Raw genomic sequence first — 25,201 nt, forward strand, 5'->3', positions numbered from 1 at the left:
AATAGTGCAGAAGCTTTATCTATATCACAAAAAACCACCTCTTGTGAATATTTATTAATTTTTAAGGTGGTTTTATTCAATAATTGGTAAATTTATGCTTGTTTTTTACACTCTTTATGTAAATTTTGCCCCTCGCCTAGCATGGCGGTGTTTTGATGTGACCAAAACATGTGCTCATCGCTTACAAATTTAGCGCCCGATCCTGCTGGTACCGAGGTTAGCTCCTTGGCATCGCCATGAATATACAAGGTGGCCTTATCCTGTTTAACATCGACATAAAATTCAACGTTGCCTTGGCAAACGTATTTATCACCTTGAGGCCCTTTAGAGCACGCCGATAAACCAAATAACGCAACAATTCCCGCTGCTAATACTAGGGTTTTCATTTAATTCAATCCTTAAATAAATATGAAAATAATTGTTTTCTTTCTGTGTCACTTAATGCCGTAACACGGGCAATATTCCGTTCGGGGATCAAGGCATGATCAGGGTAACTGTCCAGAGCTCTGTTCATGCTCTCTTCTCTAATCAGATGAAACACAGGAAATGGGGCTCGATTAGTGAGATTTGCTGCATCTTCTGGTTCAGTTTCAGCAAATTGATAATCAGGATGAAAGCTGGCAATTTGATAAACGCCGTACCAGCCTTGTTGTTCAATTAAGGCATCAGCCCAATCTAAGGCGTCATTAAAATCATAAAAATCGGCCAACATCTTGGGCGTAACAAACAAGATGGTGTCAAGCTGTTCGGCAGCGGTCACATCAAGATGCGTAAAAGCTTCACCTAAATCAGCTAACAAATCGGTTGGGGTTACTGCATCACTTACCCAAACCGCAATTTGCTTATTGCGGTGTGGCTTATTGGCAAAAGGGCATAAATTCAGCCCAATCACGACTTGCTCTAACCACTGCCAGATTTGGTCTGCGACAGCCTTATCAGTGACGATCATTTAAAAACACAATGCTTAGCATAATCTGCCGCTTCATTGGCAGTAATGTCACCTGCAGTTTTGTCTTTAATTTGCTGACACCATTTTTCAGAGCCCACTTCTGGTTGGCAAGCCGTCAAAAAAAGAACGATTGCACCTAATCCTAAGTATTTAATTAATTTCATTGTATCCTCTGTCATTAAGCATTAACAATAATCAGAGCTTACTACAAAATCTCCATATGCTTAATAGGTGCTAATAAAATTTCCATTTCTGTCAGCATATTGCTAAACGTTGCCATTCCCTTGACGTTAGTGATAACTTCGAGGGATACCAAATACCCTAATTAATCATCCATTCCACTCACTTGCCAATTAATGATAACAGGCTCGCGCCTTGCAAACATTTGCAAATGAGATGAAATAACCGCCTGAAGTTGCTCCATCTCAGCGGGCAGCGATGCATAGCAATGAATGAGCAGCGAATCTTGACTACACGAAAATTTCGCCTGTCCCATGGCAAAATCCACCGTGCCTGTATTTTCGTTCCAAGTAGCGGGCACTTTTCGAGCAAAATGTCGACACAGTGTAGTTAAGTATTTCTGTGCATATGGACTGTCAATTTTTAGCCAAGTACTAAAGCTATTCATCTCATTATTCCTGCTGATAATTAAGGTGTTGCAATTGAAGGTAAACGTTGAAAACAGCAACTTAGGGCGTCGTTTTAACAATAAAAATAGGATTTAATAAGCAAATGTCGTCAACACTACTAAAACTTAAGGTTGAAAGGGAATGCAAGCCCAAGCGACTCACTTGGGCTATACAGCTAGTTAAAATTGGTAAGCGGCTGATAATTTGAAGTTTCTACCCGGCTCATAATCATCAAGAACATAGCCACGAGCAGTTCCTGAACGAGAAGCATGAGAGGTATAGAATTCATCAAAAATATTATCGATGCCAAAGGTCAACGACAGGCCATCGACATTGGCGGGCAGCCATTGAGCATAAAAATTATGAACATTATAACCTTCCTTCACCGGCTGACCATCAAACACATTGTCTTCTTCTAGAACCACCATTGATGTCCAACCAAACACGCTATCTATCTGATCAGCCTGATAATCCAAGGTCAAAGCTATGCTGTCTCCCATGTCGATACTTCGACCAATGCCATTGGGAACAGGTCCACCTAAGGTTTTGTTTTTTGCATCGGACCTCGCATAAGACAATTTACTGTTGAACTGGGCATAACTGTAAAACGCGCTCGCCTCAAAACCTTTAATTTCAACATCGCCTAAGTTGTAAATGAGGTAGCTACTTGGTGTACTTTGATAGAAATGTTTTTCTACTATGTAATCGTCTATGTCTGTTTTAAAAAAGCTAACATTGGCACTAAAAACATGCTTATCCCATTGTTTGTCAAAGCGAAGGCCAGCTTGGCTATTTAAGCCTGTTTCCGCTTTTATATTTTGATCTAAAAAAGCCACATCTTGGTAAGCAATAAATGATTCCAATAGCTCTGGGCCTTTAAATAAAGACCGACTACTGGCAAACAGCGCCCATTCCTTGGTCAATTGCCAATCAGCGGCTAACGCCCAAGTCAACTCATCAAAACTTTTATTGCCCGTTTCGGCTTTGCGCTGATAATTGTCGTACCTCAGCCCAACCGTGACATAAAACTGTTCACTAACTACGAACTTATCTTCTAAATAGGCGGCCGTTGAAATGGTCGACTCTTTCATAAATTGACTACCGCCATACTTACTGGAAGAGGTCCTGTCGATGTAATCCACCCCGTAGGTTAACGTATTTGCAAAATCACCTAAGGTTAAGTTTGTTTGAAATTGCGCATTGGCACCCAAATTCTGGTTTTTGGCCGAGTTCTTCGATAATCGATTAGCTGGCCAACGTGAAGTGATCACAGATTCATCGCGAATAATTTCGGTCTGACTGTGATAAAGCGTCACGTTGCCATTATGCTGATCACCGCGCAGCTGATAATTCAAGGTCACGGTATCACGATCATAATCGGTTGGGAGCAACTGCTCCTTAGATAAGTTTGTATTAGCGCCACCAGACATATCGGGGCGAGGACTATAATCCCCACTATCACGGTAAATATCGTATGACAGCTCTAAACGATGTGTATCGCTAATTTCATAGCCTAACTTACCCAATACGTTAAAGACATCACCTGCCACACCAAAGGTTTTCTCGCCATGGCCGTTTTTAAAATCGCCACGCGAAACATATTGACCATAGACCATGGTATCGACTTGCTCGGTCAATACACCATATAAGGTTAACGAGCCCTGTTGACTGTCATTGCTGGCATAGCCTCCATACACTCGTGAGCCAAACACCTCACCTGGGGCAATCAAATCACGTGCATCTTTGGTTTCAAAATATACCGAACCGCCAAGCCCGCTTTGCATCACCGAGTTATTCCCTACCTGAATATCTGCTGATTTCAAAATGTCTGGGTTTAAGGTTAAGTTTCCGATGTGATGAAACATATTAGCGTGTTGTGAAGCACCGTCTAATCGTATGTCTAGCTCGGTTTCACTCAAACCTCGAATGGTGATCCTTTGATTTACCGAATGGGTGCCGCCCACGTCTACACCTGGTACATCGCGTAATAGATCCGACATATGATCTGCTTGTTTTAGCGACATATCCTCAGTTAACAAGGATTCTGCATTGCTTGAAACCTTAGTTCCCCAAATCACCATTTTTTCCGCGGATACCGACTCGCCCTGCTCAGCATGAGCAGGCAAAGCTAGCGCAGCGCCGACTGCGATGCCAATGCAAGATAGCCTTGAATGGAAAAACTTGTGTGAACAGCTCGGAGCGTTTTTCATCTACACCTCTAAATATTAATGATAATGATTATCATGTATAGTAATTATATCACTCCCCATTACAAAGATGATTGAGTTATGCAAAAACGCAGACATGCTGTGAATAATGAGCAAATGACAAAGAGGTCAAAATTGGCAAGCAACAAAATTAAGGTGGCCTTAACTAAAACTATCTCGGTGGAAGAAAACCAAATCATCGTCAGCCAGGGGCAAGCTAATTCCATCGAGCTTGCGCAAGGCGAGTTAATGTCATATCAATATGACCAAGGCATCTATGTGCACGGTGGGCTATGTACCGAGCTGGTAGACTCCGACATCGTTGCTCCCACCCCACCGGCTTTACTTATCACCATTTTACTATCTGGGCGTTTAAGTTTTAGCTATGACAATCTGAAATTTGAGCTAAATGCAAATGAAGGACCAAAAGGCGTTGTGGTCAATCTAACCAAACCGACCAACTTTCGCCGGACATTAAGCAAACATAACGTAGTAAATAAAATTAATGTCCTAATTAAGCCTAAATGGCTGGCTGCGCGACTCACTGATAATTGTCATCATTACGCTTTCTTACAACATCATCAGGCATTTTACGATCTGGATATCAATCCCAATTTGATCTCCCTGACAAGCAAGGTAGCATCTCTTCAACCACATAATTTTGCAGAAAAAATTGAGCTTGAAAGCCTAATCGCCCAGCTGATCCATCATGCTTGTATTCAGCTGCCAGATAACTTTCATCAAAGTAAAGCCAATCATATCGAAGATGGCTTAGCCAGTTATAAGGATCAACGCATCGAAGATATCATCAGTTATATCGAAAACCATTTAGATCAAAATCTGACATTAGCAAGCATTGCCGAGGCGTTTGCCATGAGCATTTCCAATTTGCAACGACGCTTCAAGCAACAATTAGACATGACGGTGAACGGCTATATCCGCCATCGTCGATTGAATATTGCTCGCCAGCACTTACAACAGGGCCTCGTGTCCATTACCGAAGCGGCCTATGAAGCAGGTTACCTTTACCCGTCAAATTTTACCCATGCCTTTCGTAAGGAATTTGGTTTTGCACCATATCAACTTGATATGGCAGAGGATAAATGTTGAATCGGCCTTCAAACTTTGTTGTTGAATCAATAGATGAGAATCTGTATATTTCAGATGAATATGATAATCACTCTCAGAATCATTTAACCATGAAAGTTTTTCGCACCATTTTTTTACTCATCGCCTTCTCAATCAGCTCGTGTTTTGCTCAACAAATACAAGTTGAGCATTACATGGGTATCACCAACCTAAGCCAAACGCCGAAACGCGTGGTGGTGATTGGGTTTGGCCCGCTAGATACCTTAAATTACTTTGGTATCAAACCCGTTGCTGTCGCCAACTCCTCTCACTTGCCCGCATACTTAGCCCAATACGGCAAAGATAATTACCCTTCTGCGGGAAGTTTATTTGAGCCCGATATGGAGGCCATTTATACGCAAAAGCCAGATCTTATTTTAGTCGGGCCACGCGGGGTGGCTAAATATGATGAACTAACTGAAATTGCCCCCACTGTTGTATATGCCATCGCTGAGGGACAAAATTACTGGCAAGGTACCCAACAACAGTGGCGTAACATCGGAAAAATATTCAACATAACAGATAAGGTTGAACAAAAAATCGCCGCGCTTGATTACCAGATCAGCACGATTAAGCAATACAACCAACGCAATAGTAATGATGCGCTAACCTTACTCAGCATCGGCGACAATATCAGCACATTCGGCGCCAGCTCACGCTTTGGTGTGATTTATAATGAATTTGGCTTTAAACAAAGTGTGACTAACGACAGTGCCAACCCACATGGCGATGTCATTTCTTATGAATTTGTGTTGCAAGCTAAACCCAGCCATATCTTAGTGCTCGATCGAAACAGCTTACACAACAAAAAAAGTCAAAGTTTGCGCCAATCTTTGGATAATCCACTGGTTAAAGCAACCCCTGCCTATCAGCAAGATCAAATCACCTATTTAGACGTAGACTCTTGGTATTTAGCCATGTCAGGCGTAACCGCAACCGAAATGATGGTGAGAGATATCAAACGAGCTATCAAGTTATAACAAGGTTGGTTGAGGTTAACGGTGAAAAAATTATTACTCATCTTGGCGGTGCTTAGCACTGCCTCTTTGTTTATTGGTGCAGCCAATTTAAATTTACGCCAGCTGCTGCAAGGCGATCCATTTGCTTTAGAGTTATTGTTTAGCAGCCGGTTACCTAGATTATTGGCTATTCTATTGGCTGGTGCCGGCTTGAGCATTGCCGGTTTAGTGATGCAGCAAATCAGCCAAAACCGTTTTGCTGCTCCTTCTACCACGGGCACCATCGAATGTGCCATGCTTGGCTATGTACTAAGCCTAGTGTTTTTTGGCGAGTTCAGTCAGCTCGGGTTCGTGTTTAGCTGCGCGATTATCGGCACCCTAGGGTTCATCTACCTAATTCAGCGTATTCACTTTAAAAACATGGTGTTTGTCCCATTAATCGGGATCATTTTTGGCAATGTTGTTGAAGCTCTGACCACCTTCCTTGCTTATAAATACGATGTGTTACAAAGCCTAAACACGTGGACGGTTGCCAACTTCTCGCATATTATACGCGGTGATTTTGAGCTGTTATTCATTGCTGTGCCTATGGTGCTGTTGAGCTATGTGTTTGCGACTTGGATTTCTGCGACGGCCATGGGTAAAGAGTTTGCCATTAACCTTGGTTTAAACTATCACCAGATCTTGACTCTGGGGGTGATATTGGTAGCCATTATGTCAGCCAGTGTGGTGATGATAGTGGGCCAGCTGCCTTTCCTTGGCTTGGTTATCCCGAATTTAGTCAGCCTGTTTTACGGCGATAACTTGAAAAAGAATATCCCTTTAACCGCGATTTATGGGGCACTACTGGTATTAAGCTGTGATTTAATCAGCCGTATTATCATTTTCCCCTACGATATGCCCATTGCCATTATTATGAGTATTCTCGCCGGTGGCGTTTTTATCTTTTTATTATTAAGGGATAATAACAAGGATAAACCATATGCGTGATAGTACTCGACTATGGCTGTTAAGCGCTGTCGCCCTTGGTTTATTGATACTATCGGTGGCGCTTGGTCTTAATACTGATAACTACGCGTATTTTTTGTCCAAACGCATTCCCCGCGTTCTTGCGATCATGTTCGCTGGCGTGGCCATCGCTCAGGCATCATTTGTGTTTCAAACCATCACCCAAAACCGTATTCTCACCCCCAGTATTATGGGGTTTGATGCCTTGTACGTGACCACTCAAGTCTTGTTGGTATTAATCTTTGGTAGCTTGAGTAGCCTAGTGGTGGATCCCTACATCAATTTTGCCATTGCAACCTCAACCATGGTGGCGTTTGCCGTGCTGCTGTACCGATTCTACTTTAACCGTCCACGCCGTAATTTGATTACCTTGCTTTTAGTTGGTTTGGTTTTTGGTCAGCTATTTGCCAGTATTTCTTCTTTCTTATCTTTACTAATGGATCCCACGACCTTTGCCATGGTGCAAGCAAAACTCTTTGCCAGTTTTAATAATGTTAAAACTGACTTGGTCTATCTTTGCAGTCCGCTATTATTGGGGGTTAGTTGGTTATTGTTTCGCTTACACCCAAACTTAGATGTGTTACTGCTAGAGCAGGACAACGCCACCAGTCTGGGGATTGATGTTGCTCGGCTAACCCAGTTTATTTTCATCCTGAGTGCCATTGGCATTGCCATCGCTACCGCGCTGGTAGGTCCTATTATGTTTTTTGGTTTATTGGTCACTAACTTGAGTAGGGCTTTACTGCAAAGTTATCAGCATAAAGTACAATTACTTGGCTGCGCGCTGATCGCGGTTTGCTCCCTACTACTAGGCCAATGGATCGTTGAGCACGTGTTTACTTTTTCTACCACCCTCAGCGTGCTAATTAATTTGCTTGGGGGCTGTTACTTTATCTACTTATTGCTTCGCAACCGAGTCGCCTAACTATGATCCAACTAAATCAACTGTCTAAATTCTATCGCGACAAAAAGGTAGTCGACGCTGCCGATGGTCAATTTGAACGAGGCAAAGTCACCGCCATTATTGGCCCGAATGGCGCGGGTAAAAGTACTTTGTTGGCCATGGCTGCTCGCCTAACTAGCCGAGATAACGGCAACGTTATCATAGATGGCAAAGAAATCGCTCAGTGGGATACAAGGCAGTTGGCCAAACGCTTAGCTGTATTGCGCCAAGCGAATACCTTAACCATGCGTTTCACCGTACAAGAGTTGGTTGCTTTTGGCCGATTTCCGTACAGTCACGGTCGACTAACAGAACAAGATAATCAAGTGATCAATTCAGCCCTCACCTATTTAGATTTGATCGAGCTAAAACACAAATACCTCGATGAGCTCAGCGGTGGACAACGGCAAATGGCGTTTATAGCGATGGTACTGGCCCAAGACACCGACTATGTTTACCTTGATGAGCCCCTCAATAACTTAGATATCAAGCATTCGTTACAAATTATGCACGTGCTGCAAAAAATGGCCCACGACATGAACAAAGCCGTGGTGTTGGTGATCCATGATATCAACTTTGCCGCTTGTTATTGCGATCACATTCTGGCACTTAAGCAGGGCAAAGTCGTGGCTGATGGTAGCGTTAATGAAGTGTTTCAAGCCGATGTGTTAGCTGCAATTTATGAAACCCCTTTTGAAATCGTCACGGTCAAGGATAAACGCATCTGCTGCTATATAATCTAACATCAGCTTCTCACTTATATCCAATCATGCTCAAGATGCTCGTTCAGCGAGAGTTTGTTTGGATGCACCATAGACATGGCCACGGATATTGACTATCTTGGCCACCTCAAAACACAAAACTAGTATTTCATGAAAACTCAACAGCCTGATTTAGTATTTATCATTATCCTAGCATCTTTAGCTGGCCTCACGCCCTTGGCTGTCGATATGTATTTACCTGCAATCCCGAGTATTGCCGATGCGCTACATACTGAGATTAACCAAGTGCAAATGACCTTAAGTATTTTTCTGTTTGGTTTTGCCTTTGGCCAACTGATCTACGGCCCCATTTCTGACAGTTATGGTCGCAAGAACGTTTTGCTTTCTGGCCTCTTTATTTTCATCGTCAGCAATGTTTGGGTTTATTTTGTCAAAGACGTTGAACTACTGATGAAACTGCGCTTTATTCAAGCCATTGGCGGTGGCGCAGCGGCGGTGATTGTCGGTGCATTATTACGTGATATCTATTCCCATGACATGTTCGCCAAAATGATGTCATTTGTGATCCTTATTATGACACTCGCTCCTCTCGTCGCTCCCTTGGTGGGCGGATATATTGAGCTCTGGTTTGGTTGGCAAGCGATCTTTTATCTCTTAGCCATTGCCGGCGTGCTCACGGTTATCGCAGTGGTTTACTTGATCCCCGAAACCCTCGCCAAAGAAAAGCGGGTTCCGCTCCGCTTTGCTAACGTACTTAAAAATTACTTTAAAGTGCTATCACATCGACGCGCACTGGGGTTTATCTTAACCAGTGGCTTTTCGTTTTCGGGCATGTTTATCTTTTTGACCACCTCTCCTTATGTCTATATCGAATACTTAGGGATCCCCAGTGAAGAATACGGCTATTACTTTGGTCTAAACATTATCTTTATGATGATATTTACCGCCATCAATGGTCGCTTTGTAACCAAGAAGGGCTACCGTTTTATGTTAACCACAGGTTTAACCTTACTCGGACTAGCAAGCTTAATGATGCTGTCTATCGCCTTGTTTGATGTGAGTAATCGTTGGATCATCGTCGGCGCTGTGGTCAGCTTTGTCGGCGTGATGTCCCTGATAGGCTCGAATTGTATGACAGGTATTTTAAATGACTTTAGCGATATCGCAGGAACTGCAACGGCGTTAAGTGGTACGTTGCGATTTGGCATGGGCGCATTGGCTGGGCTTCTTGTCAGCTTATTTCACAGTGACAATGCAAGCACCCTTGCTATCGGCATGACGGTGTCAGCGATTTTAGCTATTGTGAGCTACCTTACTTTGGTCCGAAATACGTTTAGCTCAGGCGTATAAGCGGCTGATTAAACCCTATTGCGTGGACAGGCGCTAGCGACCACGCATACAGCCATCTTATTACAAGATCCGCTTAACCATGTTATCCGCACGAAATACCCGCATTCGACTGAGTAGCTTACGAACCTGTAACGGGTAATCATCAAGGGATTCGATTTGCTCATAATGAGTAATTTGGCTGGTATTAGCCATAATCAACGCCAGCTCCTTGGCCTGCATCTCGGCCAAGACCCCACTTTTATCTTGCAACAAAATGCCATTTTCAAGATCCAATCGCCAAGCCCGTGGGTTTAAATTATTGCCCGTCAGTAACATAGTTTGCTTGTCGGAATAGATCCCTTTAAGGTGAAAGCTATTGTTTTCATGACGCCATAAATGAATATTCAACGAGCCCGAAGCTAAATATCGACTGTGACGTTTCGCGAATTTTCTTAAATTAAGCTCATATAAATAGGGCAAACCGGCAATGGTTTTAAATGGCTCCGAAGGAGGAATATAAAAATCATTAGCGGTTTTATCCCCAACGACTAGGGTGATCTTAACGCCGCGTTTTAACATAGCCGTGATGTCACGCGACAACGCAGCAGGAAAGTTAAAATAAGGCGTAAACAGCACCAGCTCACGTTGCGTGCTGTGAAAAATATGGCGGATCATTTGGTTTAACTTATTGCCACGCGCGCCAAAGCCAACCAGCGGCAGCAACCCAATTTGCTCATCCTGTGATGACAAAGTTTGTCCATGGTAATGATATTGAGCCGTTTTTAAATGCCTGCGCAGCTGACGATGCTGGGCTTTCATTTCTGCAACACTCGGCACTGGCGCAATATTCAGGGGTACGACACCAAAGTCTTCGCTGATCAATTGGTTTATGTATTGCACAAAACTATCTGCTAACGCGGCGTGCGTAATTAAACAATAGCGATCGTAACGGTAACGATCTTGCTTATGCAGATAGATATTATTCAGGCTAGCTCCGCTATACAACACGGTGTCATCAAACACAAAACCCTTCAGGTGAAGCACACCAAACAGCTCACGATTTTTTACCGGAATACCATAGATGTTGAATTGGCTTTGATGCTCAAGAGCATATTGCTGATAGAAAGTAGCGTTGGTTGAGTCAGCCGCTTGCCCAATCAACCCCCGTTGTGCACGGTGATAGTCAACCAGCACCACCACATCTAAGTCGGGATTGTTCTTTTTGGCTTGATCAAGGGCTAACCATATTTCACGGCCGGCTTCGTCGTCTTCAAGGTATAACGCGGTGAGGTAAATACGCTGTTTAGCATTGGCAATACAATCTAAGATAGATTGTCTAAATTCACTGGCATGATACAAAAACTGGATATGTTCAATATCCGTAGTTAGAAAAGGTTGGGCAGCAATATATGCTAAACTTTTATTCACTCTATCCATCATGCTTATATTCTTTTGTTCAATCAGAAAATGCGTAGCCACTATATCAAATAAACACAGAAACAACTTCTAGCTGCGGCTCAATCACTTCTTGAAGTTGTGCAGCTATAATATCCTGCCATTGCAGTAAAGACATGGGTTAATTGCAGTTTTGCGCCACAAAGCCATTGTTTGCATAAAAAAAGCCCCATCAGGGGCTTTTTTTATCAATTAAAGATTTAATAAAACTTAAACGTTTAAGAAAGCTTTAACTTGAGCAACCACAGCTTCGGCTGTTGGCTTATCTTCCATCTCGGCAAAGATACGTAATAGCGGCTCAGTACCAGAGAAGCGTGCAATAACCCAGCCACCATTCTTGAAGTAAACCTTAGCGCCGTCTTCGTAGCTTACCTTATCAATTTCGTAAGCGAAATCGGGTAGCTCTTTGTCTTCATAGATGCGCTTGTAAAGCTCTTCTTTTTGCGAAGGTTTAAAGGTGCAATCACCTTCGGCAGTGTAAGCATAACCGTAACGAGCATAGATTTCTTGCAGTAGCTCACCCAGTTTCTTGCCTGTTACACAGATCATTTCAACTAACAAGCTAGAAGCAAACACACCATCTTTACCCTTGATGTGGCCACGAATTGTTAAACCGCCCGAGCTTTCACCGCCAATCAGCGAGTCATCGGCTTCCATTTGAGAGCTGATGTGTTTAAAGCCTACTGGCACTTCAAAGCTTTGCTCGCCGTGATCGGCTGCAATTTTGTCTAGAAGATGGGTCGTTGCAATATTACGTACCACAGAGCCTTTAAGGCCTTTGTACTTAAGCAGGTAGTAGTAAAGCAGTAGCAATACTTCATTCGGGTGAATAAAGTTACCTTTTTCATCGATAATACCAAGGCGGTCAGCATCACCATCGGTACCAATACCGATATCATAACCTTCATGAGCCACTAAGTGCTTCAAACGGTATAGGGTTGCTGCACTTGGGCTAGGCATTAAGCCACCAAAACCTGGGTTTTCGCCGTCGTTGATCACGTCTACTTCACAACGAGCAGAAATCAGTACGGTTTGCAGTGCGTTTTTCGCCACACCGAACATAGGGTCGATCAGCACTTTCAAGTTCGCGTTCTTGATTGCATCAACATCTAGGTAGTTCAGAATAGAATCAACGAACTCATTCATTGGGTTGATAACAACCACTTTACCTTGTGCAATCGCATCTTCTAAATCAATCGATTTAACGTCAGCTTGAGTTAGGTTAGCAATTTGCGCTTCAATTTTTTGCGTGATCACTTCGTCTGCATCGCGGCCACCTTCGATAAACACCTTGATACCGTTGTAATCGGCTGGGTTATGCGAAGCAGTAACACAGGCACTGTATTGACAGCCCATATCACGACATTTGAACATCACCACTGGGGTCGGTACATACTTGTCGATAAAGCTCACGGTAATACCGTTAGCTGCAATAACTTCGGCTAACCAAGAGCCTGCTTTCTTAGATAAAAAACGACGGTCAAAACCGATCACAAAACCTTTATCAGCAACATTTTCGTTGTTAATGATATTTGCTAATGCTTGGCCAACTAGACGTACATTATCTTTAGTGAACTCTTCACCAATGAAGGCGCGCCAGCCGCCTGTACCAAATTTAATCATGACTATCCCTACACTCTAAATATTTAAAAAATAAAAAAGGGGCTTGCAAACCTGCCCGCCCCTTAAAAAATCGCATTATGATTGAGGCTGAGTTAAAACTTAGCCCATTACCACAACTACTTCGTTCACGCTGCCTTCAGCTTGAACAGGGATCGAACCTTCTACTGCTTCACCGTTTAGGGTGATAGACACAACGCCTTTGCTCACGCCGTTCGGGTTCTCAACCTTGATGTTGTATTGTGCACCACGCCATTGACGTTGTACTTCAAAACCAGGCCAATCAGTTGGGATACATGGGTTGATTTCTAGACCGTTGTAACCGCAGCTGATACCTAAGATGAAGTTAGTTACCGCGTAGTATGCCCAACCCGCAGTACCTGTTAACCATGGGTGGTTAGCACGACCGTGATCTTGATGGTCACGACCCATAATGAACTGTACGTAAGAGTATGGCTCAACTTTACGATGATCAACGTTGTCGTTTTGGTTGTACGGGTTTAGTGCATCGTAAAACTTCATCGCTTTATCACCACGACCCAGCTTAGTCTCAGCTACCCAAGCCCATGGGTTTGGATGAGAGAAGATAGCACCGTTTTCTTTAACACCTTGGTATACGCGAGTTACGAAACCAATGTCGTCATTTGGTGTAGCAAATGAAGGAGCATTTAAGTGTAGACCGTATTGCGAGTACAGGTGCTCGTCAACGCTGTCCATTGCACGCTCACCGCGCTCTTGAGAAACCGCACCAGAAAGTACCGCTAGAGTATTAGACTCTAAGTGTACACGGCCTTCTTTTTGTTGCGCTGTACCGATCTTGTCGCCGTCTTTAGTTAGACCACGGATGTACCAGCCACCCTCTTCGTCCCATAGGTGCTCTTCACACGCTTTTTGAACGCCTTGTGCCATTGCTGTGTATTTAGCAACGTCTTCGTCTTTGCCAAGATGCTTAGCTAGTTTGATGAACTCATCTAGTGCCCAATAGTGTAGGAAAGACACCATGGCAGATTCACCACCACCTAGGTTTAGACAGTCGTTCCAGTCAGCGCGTAGACCTTTACAGATACCGGTTTGACCAACATATTCAGCAGAGAAATCTAATGCTGCTTTCATGTGTTCGTAAACAGTGGCTTCGCCGCCATTTGCGTATGGGATCACTTCGTCAAAGAAGCTGTGCTCACCAGACTCTAATACATAGTTACAAATGGTTGGAACGATCCATAGGTGGTCATCTGAACACGTATCTTCGATACCGTGGATCTTGTCATCATCAGATGGCGTTGGTACAACCGTTGGCGATTTAGATGGTTTAACGTCTTTTCTCTCTGGATCGAACCAATCTGGATCGAATAAGTGTAGACCGTAACCTTCTTTAACCTGACCACGTAGTAAGTCAACAATACGCTTACGGGTCATTTTCGGGTTAGCGTGTGGTACAGAGATTGCGTCTTGCGCAGTATCACGGTAACCAAGACCAGTACGGCCGCCCACTTCGATGAAAGAAGCAAAACGAGACCAAACAACACAGGTTTCAGCTTGGTATAGTGTCCAAGCGTTGATCATGGTGTCTAAGCCTTTGTTTGGTGACTTAACTTGGAACTTCTCACAACGCTCATTCCAGTGATCTAGGATGCCTTGGAATGCTGCGTCTACGTTTGCTAAGTCTTGGTATTTAGCACGTAGTTTAGCGCCGTTACCTTTACCGATACCTAGGATGTAAGCAAAACGTACTTTTTCACCTGGTTGGATAACAAACTGCTTGTGTAGAGAACCACAGTGGTTGTAACAAGTTTGTGCGCTGTTTGAACACTTACCATTTTCAACCGCAATTGGGTTAGCTTCGTCACGGTAAGCGCCTAAGAATGCATCGCGTTGACCGTCGTAAGAATCAGGGTCAAAGGTTGAAGCTAGGTAGTAGAAACCTTCGAAATCATCTGTGTTGTAGTACAAGTCGTACTCAATCACGCCATCTTCGTATGCTGTACCAGCTGAGTACAAAGACATCTGATGGTTTTGGTTATCAGATTTAATGTGAGAGAAAGAAAACTCAACAAAAGAGAAGGCAGAGATAGTGCGCGGCTTGTCGCCAGTGTTCTCAATAACCACATCCCAAACTTCAGCATCTTCGCCTTTTGGTACGAACAATGTCTTAGTTGCAGTGATGCCGTTGTATTCACACTTGAATTTAGAGTAAGAAAGACCGTGACGAACTTCGTATTTGGCTTCATCTAGGCTCTTAGCCACTGGTTGCCAAGAGATTGACCAGTAGTCACCTGTCTCATCATCACGTAGGTAAACGTAGTGTCCAGGACGGTCAAATGACGCGTTTGGACGGAATTTAGTCACACGGTTGTACTCAGGAGAGTTATAGAAAGAGTAACCACCCGCATTGTTAGAGATTACGGTACAGAATTTTTCAGTACCTAAGTAGTTGGTCCACGGTGCCGGCGTATCCGGACGTGTGATCACGTACTCTCGATTTGCATCATCAAAAAAACCGTATTTCATTTATTTTCCATCCTTACTTATGTTGCGTATTTTGGTGCTTCCAAAATACCAAAATGTGATACTCGCAAAAAAATAAAACTAAAAGTTAAAAATCACTTTGTATCATAGTGGCTGCTTTAAATTTGTGTCCAAATCAAAACACAGTGAAATAACAGCTTTCTTAATATCAGTAATCAAAGCTGGTATTCACAAGGCCCAACAACCTAGATAGCTTCCCTGTGAAAATATCCTTTTGTAACGCTGTGTTTTTTACCATATTGCAGCGCTGAAACAAAGCGCAAATGGGCTTTCAACAGGGCTCTCACTTGATAGTGTGATTGCTGTCACCTACTCGACAAACAACAATTACAACCCCATGTATTTAAAGAATTTTATTTCTTTGCGTCGTTTGAAAAAACTATTAATTGATTAACAAATAGTCACTCAAACTGATATTCTTGACGTATTTAACGAAATTGACGTGCCAGCCCTCAATTAATCATTACATGCCAGCTACATCCAGTTACGTTTACGCTACTTTTGGATAAACTCTAGGCAAAAAAAACGCTGCACAATAGCAGCGTTTTTTCAATCTAAAGCGAGCTTAAAGTACCTTAGCGATACCTTCACATAGCGCTTCCATATTCGATTTGGTCATACCCGCAACAGAAATACGGCCTGAGCCAACGATATAAATTGCGTGCTCTTCTTTTAGTTTAGCCACTTGCTCAGGGGTTAAACCAGAGAAAGAGAACATACCGTTTTGACGCTCGATAAAGCTAAAGTCACCCTCAACGCCTTTGTCTTTTAGGGTTTGGACAAACAGCGTACGCATTTCTTGAATACGGTCGCGCATCTCTGCTACTTCTTTATCCCACTGCGCGTATAGCTCAGCATCATTTAGGATAGTCGTTACCACAGCTGCACCGTGTGCTGGTGGGTTTGAGTAGTTAGCACGAATACCGCTTTTTACTTGGCTAAATGCCACTTCAGCTGTTTTGCTGTCTGCTGCAACTAAGGTTACTGCACCAACACGCTCATTGTACAAACCAAAGTTTTTCGAGAATGAGTTAGCAATCAGTAGCTCTTTGTTGTATTGAGCAAAAATACGTAAGCCTTGTGCATCTTCTTCAACGCCTTTAGCAAAACCTTGGTAAGCAAAGTCAAACAATGGCAATAAACCTTTGTCAGCACATAGCTTAGCCAATACTTCCCATTGCTCTAGTGTTGGGTCGATACCCGTTGGGTTGTGACAACAGCCGTGGAATAATACTAGGTCGCCCGCTTGTGCGCCTGCTAAAGAAGTTAGCATAGCGTCAAAATCTAAATCGCGAGTCTGTGCATTGTAGTAATCGTAATTAACGACTTCTAGGCCAGCTGTTTTAAACACGTTGCCGTGGTTAGCCCAAGTTGGGTTGCTTACCCAAATTTTATTTGATGGTAGGTGTTTAACAGCAAAATCAGCTGCAGTGCGAAGTGCACCTGTACCACCTGGCGCTTGTGCTGTGAATGCACGGTTATTAACAACGATATCGCTGTCTTTACCAAACAGTAAAACTTGCACAGCTTTACCGTAAGCCGCGTTACCTTCAATACTCAGGTAGCTCTTAGTCGTTTCAGAGGCAAGTAAACGCGCTTCAGCTTTCTTAACAGTGTCAAGAATTGGCGTTTGGCCAGCTTCGTTTTTATAAATACCCACGCCTAGGTTGATTTTGTCTTGACGCTCATCTTTTTTGAACGCTTCAGTTAAGCCAAGAATTGGATCAGCAGCAGCTTCTACGACCTTCTCAAACATTATATTCCCTCAATAAAATGACTAAAAGTTACAGTGCTCGTTATACCATTGCACCTTAGTTGTACAAAGAAGAATGTCACAATTTGGTGTAAATTTACTGCTTTTTTGGGTTTTTCAGCCAAAAAATCTAAATCATCAAACAGCGATAACAAGACGGTAACATTTTGAAATAAGCAGACGGACTCAAAAAGTAAGCAAAAAAAAGCTGGCTCGAGGCCAGCTTTGCATAAGTATTCTCAAATTTATTATTTTAATGCATTTGCATCGGCTATATTAGCACGCCAAATAGCCGGGCCTTGATCGTGAGCATTCGCGCCCGTTGAATCAACTGCAACCGTTACTGGCATATCTTCCACTTCAAATTCGTAAATCGCTTCCATACCCAGATCTTCAAACGCAACCACGCGAGCTTGCTTGATTGCCTTAGCGACTAAATATGCAGCACCGCCGACAGCCATTAAGTACACGGCTTTGTGGTTTTTAATCGATTCCACCGTCGCAGGGCCGCGCTCGGCTTTACCTATCATGCCCATCAGGCCGGTCTTTTCTAACATAAAGTCAGTGAATTTATCCATCCGTGTAGAAGTAGTCGGGCCAGCAGGGCCTACCACTTCATCGCCCACCGCATCCACTGGGCCTACGTAGTAAATAAAGCGACCATTAAAATCCACCCCTTCAGGTAGCCCTTCACCTGAGTCAATTAACTCTTTAATGCGTTTATGGGCAGCATCACGTCCGGTTAAAATTTTACCTGATAGCAATACCGTCTCACCCATTTTCCACTCTTGCATTTCGGCTTGAGTTAAGGTGTCAACATTGACTCGGCGCGCATTTTCACCCACTTCAAAGGTCACTTCAGGCCAATCTTCTAAACGCGGTGCTTTTAGCACAGCAGGGCCCGAGCCATCTAAGGTGAAATGAGTATGGCGAGTGGCTGCACAGTTAGGGATCATAACAACAGGTTTAGAAGCTGCGTGAGTTGGGCAGCTCTTTATCTTAATATCCAGTACCGTTGTCAGACCACCTAGGCCTTGCGCACCAATACCAAGATTGTTTACCCGATCCATGATTTCTAAGCGCAGTTTTTCATCGGTTGTTTGTGCACCGCGCTCACGCAGCTCATGAATATCAACGGGATCCATTAATGATTCTTTGGCCATCACTGCGGCTTTCTCCGCCGTGCCACCTATCCCTATGCCTAGCATGCCCGGTGGACACCAACCTGCGCCCATCAATGGCACGGTTTTTTCTACCCAATCAGCAATATCATCAGATGGATTGAGCATGACCATCTTAGATTTGTTTTCAGAGCCGCCCCCTTTGGCCGCGATCATAACTTCGACTTTATCGCCCGGTACCATTTCAATGTGTACCACACCTGGGGTATTGTCCTTAGTGTTTTTACGTGCACCAGCAGGATCAGCCACAATTGACGCGCGTAATGGGTTGTCGGCATTGTTATAGGCTCGGCGAATACCTTCGTCGACCATTTCTTGTACCGTCATGTCCGTTTCCCATTGCACGTTCATGCCTATCTTCACAAACGCAGTCACGATACCCGTGTCCTGACAAATAGGACGATGGCCTTCAGCTGACATGCGCGAGTTAATTAAGATTTGCGCCATGGCATCTTTCGCCGCTTGGCTTTGCTCTTTGTTATAGGCTTTTTCGAGTGCCTGAATAAAATCAAGGGGGTGGTAATAAGAGATGAATTGCAGCGCATCAGCCACACTTTCTATCAGGTGTTCTTTTTTTATCACTGACATATAAATTGCCTCACTGTTCCTTGTTCCACTGGGGAGCATTATTCGCTTTATTGTTATCCCCATATACCCAAGATACCTCAAGATGCAGGTTTCAGAGCCCCTCATTTTGTTCAGTTTGAGGCAAAAAGACGCAGTAATGGTTATCCCTTACAAGGCTTTTTAACGAAAAAATGAACATAATGAGAGGCTCCCATCGGGCGAGTTTTGTAGGCTGTTATGCTTTGTTGCTGATTTTCAACGTAGAACGACTATGTCTCAAATCAGCGTCGCGCTTAACAGCCTACAAATTCTCGCTGAACAAGCAGCTTGAGGTAACTTGGGTATATGATACTCTTGCGCGAACCTTGCATCCAGCAAGTGTGTTAAAAACTCTGGTATGGTTTGAAAAAAGATGTCGTTAGTTGTTAAAAAAAACTTGTCTTTCTCTAAATACGACCTTGATCGTATAAAAAATGTACTATCAACACAGCCTTGGAGCATTATTCTTGGCGGTCAGGCGCCTGCTAGTCAGCATAACCGCTATCAAATTATTTGCGCCGAGCCGATAGTTAAAATTCAAACCTATGCTGATACCAGCCAAGTAGAAACGCGTCAAAGTTGTTATACCACCAACCAAGACCCCCTTGAACTCGTGAAAATCTGGCGCAAAAAATGTTTGCCACAGCCCTTCTTGCCTCCTTATTGCTTGCTTTCAACCAATTCAGAGCATAACGAGTTGCCGTTTACAGGCGGCGCCATGGGGTGCTTTAGTTATGATCTTGGCCGCCGCTTTGAGCAATTACCCGAGCAAGCCGAGGCTGATATTCCCCTGCCTGATATGGCTGTCGGTATCTATGACTGGGCCTTGATCATTGACCACCAGCAGGAACAAGTCCACTTGGTCTGTCATCGAGATACTCCACAAGCCAGTGAGAGCTATGCCAATGAGCGTTTGCAATGGTTGATCCAGCTGGCCACCATGACCACCGACCAAACCCATTTTGAGCTAACTAGCCAGTGGCAATCAAACATGAGCCAGAGCGAATATGGCAAAAAATTCAATCAAGTTCAGGCCTATTTGCAAAGCGGCGATTGCTATCAAGTCAACCTAGCGCAGCGTTTTCAAGCTAACTATGTGGGTGATGAATATCAAGCCTTTACACGACTAATGCACGCTAACCGCGCGCCATTTTCATGCTTTATGCGCTTAGAGCAAGGGGTGATCATGTCAATTTCCCCTGAACGTTTTTTAAAGCTCGAACAAAACCAAGTCGAAACCAAGCCGATAAAAGGCACTCGGCCACGCTGCCAAGAAGCGGATGCTGATGAGGCGATGAAGCAAGCCTTAGCGAGCGCGGAAAAAGATCGCGCCGAAAACTTGATGATAGTGGACTTGCTGCGCAATGACATCGGGCGCGTTTGTTTGCCCGGCACGGTAAAAGTACCACAACTGTTTGCCGTTGAAAGCTACCCCGCAGTGCATCATTTAGTTAGCACCATTACCGGGGAATTAGCGCCACCTTATGAAGCCGAAGATTTACTGCGAGTCTGTTTTCCGGGTGGCTCGATTACTGGCGCACCTAAAATCAGAGCAATGGAAGTGATAGAAGAGCTGGAGCCTCATCGTCGTGGTTTCTATTGTGGCAGTTTAGGTTACATCAGTGCTAACGGGAATATGGATACCAACATCGCCATACGCACCCTAGTTTGCTATCAGCAGCAAATTTATTGTTGGGCTGGAGGAGGCTTAGTGGCGGACTCTGACGCGCAGGCTGAATATCAAGAAACATACGATAAAGTAGCTAAAATTTTGCCCATATTAGCCCATACTGATCAAGCAGACGACTGATTAGAGACGACACAGATGCTACATCGTTTTATATTGCATCCCCCCAAGCAAATTGCCAATTATGCCAGCACAGGACGTGCGGCATCGGTATTAGTGGGCCTGCAATATCACCAACAACAGTGGCATGTGTTATTAACGCAGCGCGCTTTTCATTTACGCCACCACCGTGGCCAAATTGCATTTCCGGGGGGTAAGGTTGAGCAAACAGATAGGGATCTTATTCATACCGCATTACGAGAAAGCCATGAAGAAGTCGGTCTCGAATCGCAATTTGTTAATGTCATCGGTGCCCTGCCCCAATTTCATACCGGCACTGGATTTAGCATTACGCCGATAGTGGCTAAGTTAACATCGGGCTATCGCTTACAAATCGACAATAATGAAGTACATGACGTCTTTTTAATGCCGCTCAAACAAATCAAGCGACGGCATTATTGGCAAACCAATATCAGAGGCAAACAATTGAACTTGGTATTTATCCCCTATCGCAACCGGTTAATATGGGGGGCCACGGCTGCGATTTTAGATAACCTATACCAACAATTGTACTAATGTCACTAAAGCTGTCACTAAAGCCGCCAGTAAAGCTACTTAAGTGGTAACTCGATATCCTTAAACATGTTTTCCACTTCAATATTGGATTTCAACATGATCGCGCGGTCAACCACATCACGCGTTAAATGCGGGGCAAAACGCTCCATAAAATCATACATATAGCCACGTAAAAAGGTGCCTTTGCGAAATCCTATGCTGGTTGTGCTAGACTCAAACAGATGACTGGCATCAAGGGCTACAAGATCATTATCTTGCACCTTATCAATCGCCATGGTGGCAATCACACCCACACCTATCCCTAAACGCACATAGGTTTTAATCACGTCGGCATCGGTCGCGGTAAACACTATCTTAGGTGTAAGTCCGGCAGCGTTAAAAGCCGCGTCAAGCTCAGAGCGCCCTGTAAAACCAAACACATAAGTAACCAGTGAGTATTGCGCCACATCTTGCACGGTAATGTGTTTTTTACTGGCTAATGGATGATTTCTCGGCACCACGACACTGCGGTTCCAGTGATAACAAGGCAACATAACCAAGTCGTGATAAAGATGCAGGGCTTCGGTAGCAATCGCGAAATCGGCAGTCCCTTTGGCCACGGCTTCACTGATTTGCGCAGGCGTACCTTGGTGCATGTGTAGCGACACCTTAGGATAACGCTTGATGAAGCCTTTGATCACATCGGGCAAGGCATAACGCGCTTGAGTATGTGTGGTGGAAATATTTAACGTGCCTTCATCAGGATGGGTGTGCTGGCTAGCCACAGATTTGATACTTTCAACCTTGCCTAAGATTTCTGAGGCAATACGGATGATATCTTTACCTGCGGGTGTCACCTGAGTGAGATGCTTACCGCTGCGCTCAAAAATTTGCACTCCAAGTTCATCTTCCAGCATACGAACTTGCTTACTGATCCCAGGTTGCGAGGTGTACAAGCTTTCAGCCGTAGCGGAAACATTTAAACTATGATTGAGCACTTCAACGATATATCTGAGCTGCTGCAGTTTCATTAATTCACCATCTAATATGATAATCTTCTGCTAAATTTTAACAGAATAAACAACAAACAGTTTTACTTTACCCCATTCAAGTCAAAAGGTAAGCTGAAACTAATTGATTTCGGTTAAATTTATGGAATTTTTATGTCCCAAACTGACAACTTAGACTTTGCTGCTGTACTAGCAACTGCAGTCCACGATATGAAAAATTCTTTATTTATGGTGCTTCAATCCATCGACACCTTAGCCGCAGACAGCGCTAGCGACTCGCCAGAAAAACGCCAGCAAATTGCCACCTTGCATTATGAAGCCTCCCGTCTCAACAGCAGTTTAATGCAAATATTGGCATTATACCGTTATGAGCGTGAACAACTTCCCATCAACATATCAGAGCACTTCGTCTATGACATTTTAGAAGAACAAGTCGGGCGCAACCAAACTTTCTATCATAATAAAAATGTCGATATTTCCCTTAATGTAGACCCCGATCTCGCTTGGTTTATGGATGGCGAATTAATCGCCTATTTAATTAACGATATTTTAGTGAATGCCCTGCGCTATACTAAGGATAAAGTTCAAGTCAGCGCACGCATCCATAATATGCAGCTTGAAATTCTGATTGAAGATAACGGCCCAGGTTATCCCGATGAAATGCTTAAAATTGGTGAGGATACATTAGCTGGATTTGATGTAACACGAGGTCGAACAGGCTTAGGATTATTCTTTGCGAAGAAAATTGCAGCTGCACATGAGATAAAAAACAATACAGGTCACATTTCCTTGAAAAATGGCGGCGAGCTAGGCGGCAGTCAGTTTATGCTAACCTTACCGTAATGATATATGACTGTAATATTTCAAATATTCGGCGATTCGCATTTTAATCTCGACCTGAGGGTACTATGGTTCTTCCATTAATATTAATACTGGCCGCTGTTCTACTTTTTTTGATCATCGGTTACAACATACTGCAACAATACCGTCAAAAGATGGAAGCGCAAAAACGCGCTACCATAGTGAAACAAAAAGCGGTCATTGAAGAAACCGATGAGATGCTGCTGCAAGCCTCTCGACTGCCATTTAGTAAAGAGCTGCTGTTAATATTGCATCATCGGATTTTAAACGCGTTACAAGCCATCGTGCAGGTTGATCCCAGCTTGGCGCCAGCGAAGCAACGATTAAACGATATCACGGGCCAAATCAGCAAAATACAGCAAAACTACCAAGCACCTGAAAGCGATGCCTACCGTGCTCCTGACAATGACAAGCAAGCTCTGTTAATGCTACAAGTGATCAAAAAGATCCGCGCTATCGTGCGCTCAGAGCATTCTAAAGGCAAGGTTGAAACCCCGGTTTATGTCATGGAAAACCGTCGCCTTGAATTAATGCAATTAAAGATTAACCTAGAAAACGCCATCTCCCGCGCCCAAACCGCTAAGATGAACCGCCAATTTGGCACGGTAAAACAATTACTAGATAAAGCCATTCAAACCTTATCGGCCGTGCCCGATCGTGATGCCTACTTGCAAGCCAAACTCGAGCAAATGCAACAGATGAAGGCAGAGTTAAATTCTCAACTTAAATCAGACAGTGATTCAGATTTAAAACAGCGCCAAGAAAAAGAAGCCGACGATTTAGACGTGTTATTTCAGCCTAAGAAAAAGTGGTAACAGCTACAAACACAACACAATCACTTCTTGCTCTAACCATCTATCCTTTTCAATCAGCGGCGCTAAACGCGCCGCTAGCTCAGGCCCTAAGGTTTCAATCTTCCAACCTACTTTGCCCCGTTTACTGGTGCTGAGCTGACCCTGCTCGGTTTGCTGTTCATTTTGCAACGCTCGCCCATAGTAGCGACTAATTTCAGCCAAGTTTCTGGGCAATAAGGGTTTATAGGGGCGATTTAATTTTTCAGCAAGGCGTAGCCCGATATCAATTCCGGTTTGGTCTAGATCGCCAAAATGCACCCAAGTGACATTGGCAGGTAAGGTTTTGACAATGTGCTCCGCCAGCTCTGTGTGATGGCCCGGCGCGTAAACAAATAGGCACTGAGGTTTTAATTCTATCTCAATAAATGCGCCTAAGTTTTCAACCGTGATCACATGGGTAAAACTGGTTTCACCGGGCAATAGCTTAGTCACTTGCGAGACTAAACGCTCAGCCAATACACATTCATTAGAAACGCTAAAAAAACTCGATAAATCAAGCAAATGCCCCTGACTAAGATAAAGACTAAAGCCATGAGCGCTGCGTAGCCTTAGGGTATCATCACGGGTGGGGGTCACTTGGGTATCTTCTAACAACGCCAAATCAGCTTGATCAAGACCTTGCTTAGCATCTTTCTTTAGTAAGGCTTGAATAACATGGCGGTTCACCATACTTGGCAAATGAATGTTTAAGCTTTGAATATCGGCTTCGGGATCATGACAAACAGGTGGGGTCGCATTTTCAAGTTGCCGCGTAATAAAAGCCTTGCCTTGAGGATTCAGCCAATAGCGCTGCCCTTTAGATAAGGTAAAATGATTATCTGTTAATAAGCCTTTTAAGGCCGATAAACGTTTAGCAGAAAGGTTAACTTCATGTCCCAGTAATAATTGACGAGCGGCATATTGGACATGCTCATCATCGAAAATGCCTGCCATAAGTTGTCTTACATCCGTGTTGCGACACCGCGCGTCAACCAAACAATGGGCCCTTTATCAGCTAGCTAAGATGATAATATGGGCGACAAATAGATCATTTATCCATCATACCTGAGCCGCAAATTAACCCAAGTTATTGCCACGAACAACGTGAACATCTTCATGAAATTGTTGCCAAAACAACAAG

The 25,201-nt window shown here is 43.8% G+C and carries 22 protein-coding genes; 10 read left to right on the forward strand and 12 right to left on the reverse strand.

What is annotated here, in order from left to right; genetic code table 11:
• Positions 1-92: 92 nt before the first annotated feature.
• The 5 genes from ACK8OT_RS08910 to ACK8OT_RS08930 form a co-directional block, all read right to left on the reverse strand.
• On the reverse strand, positions 93-386 hold the full coding sequence (locus ACK8OT_RS08910; protein WP_410196155.1) for an MliC family protein: 294 nt from the start codon (positions 384-386) through the stop codon (positions 93-95).
• A 5-nt stretch (positions 387-391) separates the two neighbouring features.
• Positions 392-949 carry a DUF1415 domain-containing protein gene (locus ACK8OT_RS08915; protein WP_410196156.1) on the reverse strand — a complete coding sequence of 186 codons (558 nt, stop codon included), beginning with the start codon at positions 947-949 and terminating at the stop codon, positions 392-394.
• Positions 946-1,113: a DUF3012 domain-containing protein gene (locus ACK8OT_RS08920; RefSeq protein ID WP_410196157.1), complete on the reverse strand. Its 168-nt coding sequence runs from the start codon at positions 1,111-1,113 to the stop codon at positions 946-948. The genes ACK8OT_RS08915 and ACK8OT_RS08920 overlap by 4 nt, the downstream gene beginning before the upstream one ends.
• A gap of 161 nt (positions 1,114-1,274) precedes the next feature.
• Complete coding sequence (locus ACK8OT_RS08925) at positions 1,275-1,577, reverse strand: DUF2218 domain-containing protein (protein WP_410196158.1); 303 nt, start codon at positions 1,575-1,577, stop codon at positions 1,275-1,277.
• A gap of 180 nt (positions 1,578-1,757) precedes the next feature.
• Positions 1,758-3,788, reverse strand: a complete 2,031-nt coding sequence (locus ACK8OT_RS08930; RefSeq protein WP_410196159.1) for a TonB-dependent siderophore receptor — start codon at positions 3,786-3,788, stop codon at positions 1,758-1,760.
• A gap of 132 nt (positions 3,789-3,920) precedes the next feature.
• Between ACK8OT_RS08930 and ACK8OT_RS08935 the strand changes: the two genes are divergently transcribed.
• The 6 genes from ACK8OT_RS08935 (at position 3,921) to ACK8OT_RS08960 (ending at position 9,895) form a co-directional block, all read left to right on the forward strand.
• Positions 3,921-4,895: a helix-turn-helix domain-containing protein gene (locus tag ACK8OT_RS08935; protein ID WP_410196160.1), complete on the forward strand. Its 975-nt coding sequence runs from the start codon at positions 3,921-3,923 to the stop codon at positions 4,893-4,895.
• An 89-nt stretch (positions 4,896-4,984) separates the two neighbouring features.
• A complete protein-coding gene (locus tag ACK8OT_RS08940) occupies positions 4,985-5,893 on the forward strand; it encodes a siderophore ABC transporter substrate-binding protein (RefSeq protein ID WP_410196161.1) in 909 nt (302 codons plus the stop codon).
• Between the two features lie 21 nt (positions 5,894-5,914).
• Positions 5,915-6,862: an ABC transporter permease gene (locus tag ACK8OT_RS08945; RefSeq protein WP_410196162.1), complete on the forward strand. Its 948-nt coding sequence runs from the start codon at positions 5,915-5,917 to the stop codon at positions 6,860-6,862.
• Entirely contained in the window at positions 6,855-7,805 is a 951-nt protein-coding gene (locus ACK8OT_RS08950; RefSeq protein WP_410196163.1) for an iron chelate uptake ABC transporter family permease subunit, read from the forward strand. Before ACK8OT_RS08945 ends, ACK8OT_RS08950 begins: the two co-directional genes overlap by 8 nt.
• A gap of 2 nt (positions 7,806-7,807) precedes the next feature.
• Positions 7,808-8,566, forward strand: coding sequence for an iron ABC transporter ATP-binding protein (locus ACK8OT_RS08955; protein ID WP_410196164.1), 759 nt, complete (start codon positions 7,808-7,810; stop codon positions 8,564-8,566).
• 129 nt (positions 8,567-8,695) lie between these two features.
• Positions 8,696-9,895, forward strand: a complete 1,200-nt coding sequence (locus tag ACK8OT_RS08960; RefSeq protein ID WP_410196165.1) for a Bcr/CflA family multidrug efflux MFS transporter — start codon at positions 8,696-8,698, stop codon at positions 9,893-9,895.
• A 60-nt stretch (positions 9,896-9,955) separates the two neighbouring features.
• On the opposite strand, the gene pssA is transcribed toward ACK8OT_RS08960, so the two are convergent.
• The 5 genes from pssA to ACK8OT_RS08985 form a co-directional block, all read right to left on the reverse strand.
• Positions 9,956-11,314: a CDP-diacylglycerol--serine O-phosphatidyltransferase gene (gene pssA / locus ACK8OT_RS08965; RefSeq protein ID WP_410196166.1), complete on the reverse strand. Its 1,359-nt coding sequence runs from the start codon at positions 11,312-11,314 to the stop codon at positions 9,956-9,958.
• A gap of 225 nt (positions 11,315-11,539) precedes the next feature.
• Positions 11,540-12,952 (reverse strand): phosphoglucomutase/phosphomannomutase family protein, encoded by a 1,413-nt coding sequence (locus ACK8OT_RS08970; RefSeq protein WP_410196167.1) that lies wholly within the window; start codon positions 12,950-12,952, stop codon positions 11,540-11,542.
• A gap of 99 nt (positions 12,953-13,051) precedes the next feature.
• Positions 13,052-15,457: a glycoside hydrolase family 94 protein gene (locus ACK8OT_RS08975; RefSeq protein ID WP_410196168.1), complete on the reverse strand. Its 2,406-nt coding sequence runs from the start codon at positions 15,455-15,457 to the stop codon at positions 13,052-13,054.
• A gap of 583 nt (positions 15,458-16,040) precedes the next feature.
• Positions 16,041-17,231 carry an amino acid aminotransferase gene (locus ACK8OT_RS08980; RefSeq protein WP_410196169.1) on the reverse strand — a complete coding sequence of 397 codons (1,191 nt, stop codon included), beginning with the start codon at positions 17,229-17,231 and terminating at the stop codon, positions 16,041-16,043.
• 245 nt (positions 17,232-17,476) lie between these two features.
• Positions 17,477-18,997, reverse strand: a complete 1,521-nt coding sequence (locus ACK8OT_RS08985; protein WP_410196170.1) for a fumarate hydratase — start codon at positions 18,995-18,997, stop codon at positions 17,477-17,479.
• 391 nt (positions 18,998-19,388) lie between these two features.
• Between ACK8OT_RS08985 and pabB the strand changes: the two genes are divergently transcribed.
• Positions 19,389-20,825, forward strand: coding sequence for an aminodeoxychorismate synthase component I (gene pabB / locus ACK8OT_RS08990; protein ID WP_410196171.1), 1,437 nt, complete (start codon positions 19,389-19,391; stop codon positions 20,823-20,825).
• A 15-nt stretch (positions 20,826-20,840) separates the two neighbouring features.
• Complete coding sequence (locus ACK8OT_RS08995; RefSeq protein WP_410196172.1) at positions 20,841-21,377, forward strand: CoA pyrophosphatase; 537 nt, start codon at positions 20,841-20,843, stop codon at positions 21,375-21,377.
• A 35-nt stretch (positions 21,378-21,412) separates the two neighbouring features.
• Here ACK8OT_RS08995 and cysB read toward each other — a convergent pair whose 3' ends face one another.
• Complete coding sequence (gene cysB, locus ACK8OT_RS09000) at positions 21,413-22,387, reverse strand: HTH-type transcriptional regulator CysB (protein ID WP_410196173.1); 975 nt, start codon at positions 22,385-22,387, stop codon at positions 21,413-21,415.
• 132 nt (positions 22,388-22,519) lie between these two features.
• Between cysB and ACK8OT_RS09005 the strand changes: the two genes are divergently transcribed.
• Together ACK8OT_RS09005 and ACK8OT_RS09010 are read left to right on the forward strand one after the other, a co-directional pair.
• Entirely contained in the window at positions 22,520-23,209 is a 690-nt protein-coding gene (locus ACK8OT_RS09005; protein WP_410196174.1) for a sensor histidine kinase, read from the forward strand.
• A gap of 65 nt (positions 23,210-23,274) precedes the next feature.
• Complete coding sequence (locus ACK8OT_RS09010; RefSeq protein WP_410196175.1) at positions 23,275-24,042, forward strand: hypothetical protein; 768 nt, start codon at positions 23,275-23,277, stop codon at positions 24,040-24,042.
• Positions 24,043-24,045: 3 nt separating this feature from the next.
• On the opposite strand, the gene ACK8OT_RS09015 is transcribed toward ACK8OT_RS09010, so the two are convergent.
• Entirely contained in the window at positions 24,046-25,014 is a 969-nt protein-coding gene (locus tag ACK8OT_RS09015; protein WP_410196176.1) for a Wadjet anti-phage system protein JetD domain-containing protein, read from the reverse strand.
• Between the last annotated feature and the right edge of the window lie 187 nt (positions 25,015-25,201).

Origin of the sequence: Motilimonas thetidivivens (assembly GCF_046452435.1) — a bacterium.
Taxonomy (GTDB): domain Bacteria; phylum Pseudomonadota; class Gammaproteobacteria; order Enterobacterales; family CBDFNC01; genus Motilimonas.

Bases quoted from the DNA above. Each gene is read 5' to 3' on its own strand.
- ACK8OT_RS08950 (WP_410196163.1), top strand. From the start codon at position 6,855: ATGCGTGATAGTACTCGACTATGGCTGTTAAGCGCTGTCGCCCTTGGT.
- pssA (WP_410196166.1), bottom strand. From the start codon at position 11,314: ATGATGGATAGAGTGAATAAAAGTTTAGCATATATTGCTGCCCAACCT.
- ACK8OT_RS08930 (WP_410196159.1), bottom strand. From the start codon at position 3,788: ATGAAAAACGCTCCGAGCTGTTCACACAAGTTTTTCCATTCAAGGCTA.
- ACK8OT_RS08955 (WP_410196164.1), top strand. From the start codon at position 7,808: ATGATCCAACTAAATCAACTGTCTAAATTCTATCGCGACAAAAAGGTA.
- ACK8OT_RS09005 (WP_410196174.1), top strand. From the start codon at position 22,520: ATGTCCCAAACTGACAACTTAGACTTTGCTGCTGTACTAGCAACTGCA.
- pabB (WP_410196171.1), top strand. From the start codon at position 19,389: ATGTCGTTAGTTGTTAAAAAAAACTTGTCTTTCTCTAAATACGACCTT.
- cysB (WP_410196173.1), bottom strand. From the start codon at position 22,387: ATGAAACTGCAGCAGCTCAGATATATCGTTGAAGTGCTCAATCATAGT.
- ACK8OT_RS09015 (WP_410196176.1), bottom strand. From the start codon at position 25,014: ATGGCAGGCATTTTCGATGATGAGCATGTCCAATATGCCGCTCGTCAA.
- ACK8OT_RS08940 (WP_410196161.1), top strand. From the start codon at position 4,985: ATGAAAGTTTTTCGCACCATTTTTTTACTCATCGCCTTCTCAATCAGC.
- ACK8OT_RS09010 (WP_410196175.1), top strand. From the start codon at position 23,275: ATGGTTCTTCCATTAATATTAATACTGGCCGCTGTTCTACTTTTTTTG.
- ACK8OT_RS08910 (WP_410196155.1), bottom strand. From the start codon at position 386: ATGAAAACCCTAGTATTAGCAGCGGGAATTGTTGCGTTATTTGGTTTA.
- ACK8OT_RS08970 (WP_410196167.1), bottom strand. From the start codon at position 12,952: ATGATTAAATTTGGTACAGGCGGCTGGCGCGCCTTCATTGGTGAAGAG.
- ACK8OT_RS08920 (WP_410196157.1), bottom strand. From the start codon at position 1,113: ATGAAATTAATTAAATACTTAGGATTAGGTGCAATCGTTCTTTTTTTG.
- ACK8OT_RS08985 (WP_410196170.1), bottom strand. From the start codon at position 18,997: ATGTCAGTGATAAAAAAAGAACACCTGATAGAAAGTGTGGCTGATGCG.
- ACK8OT_RS08925 (WP_410196158.1), bottom strand. From the start codon at position 1,577: ATGAATAGCTTTAGTACTTGGCTAAAAATTGACAGTCCATATGCACAG.
- ACK8OT_RS08995 (WP_410196172.1), top strand. From the start codon at position 20,841: ATGCTACATCGTTTTATATTGCATCCCCCCAAGCAAATTGCCAATTAT.
- ACK8OT_RS08975 (WP_410196168.1), bottom strand. From the start codon at position 15,457: ATGAAATACGGTTTTTTTGATGATGCAAATCGAGAGTACGTGATCACA.
- ACK8OT_RS08915 (WP_410196156.1), bottom strand. From the start codon at position 949: ATGATCGTCACTGATAAGGCTGTCGCAGACCAAATCTGGCAGTGGTTA.
- ACK8OT_RS08980 (WP_410196169.1), bottom strand. From the start codon at position 17,231: ATGTTTGAGAAGGTCGTAGAAGCTGCTGCTGATCCAATTCTTGGCTTA.
- ACK8OT_RS08960 (WP_410196165.1), top strand. From the start codon at position 8,696: ATGAAAACTCAACAGCCTGATTTAGTATTTATCATTATCCTAGCATCT.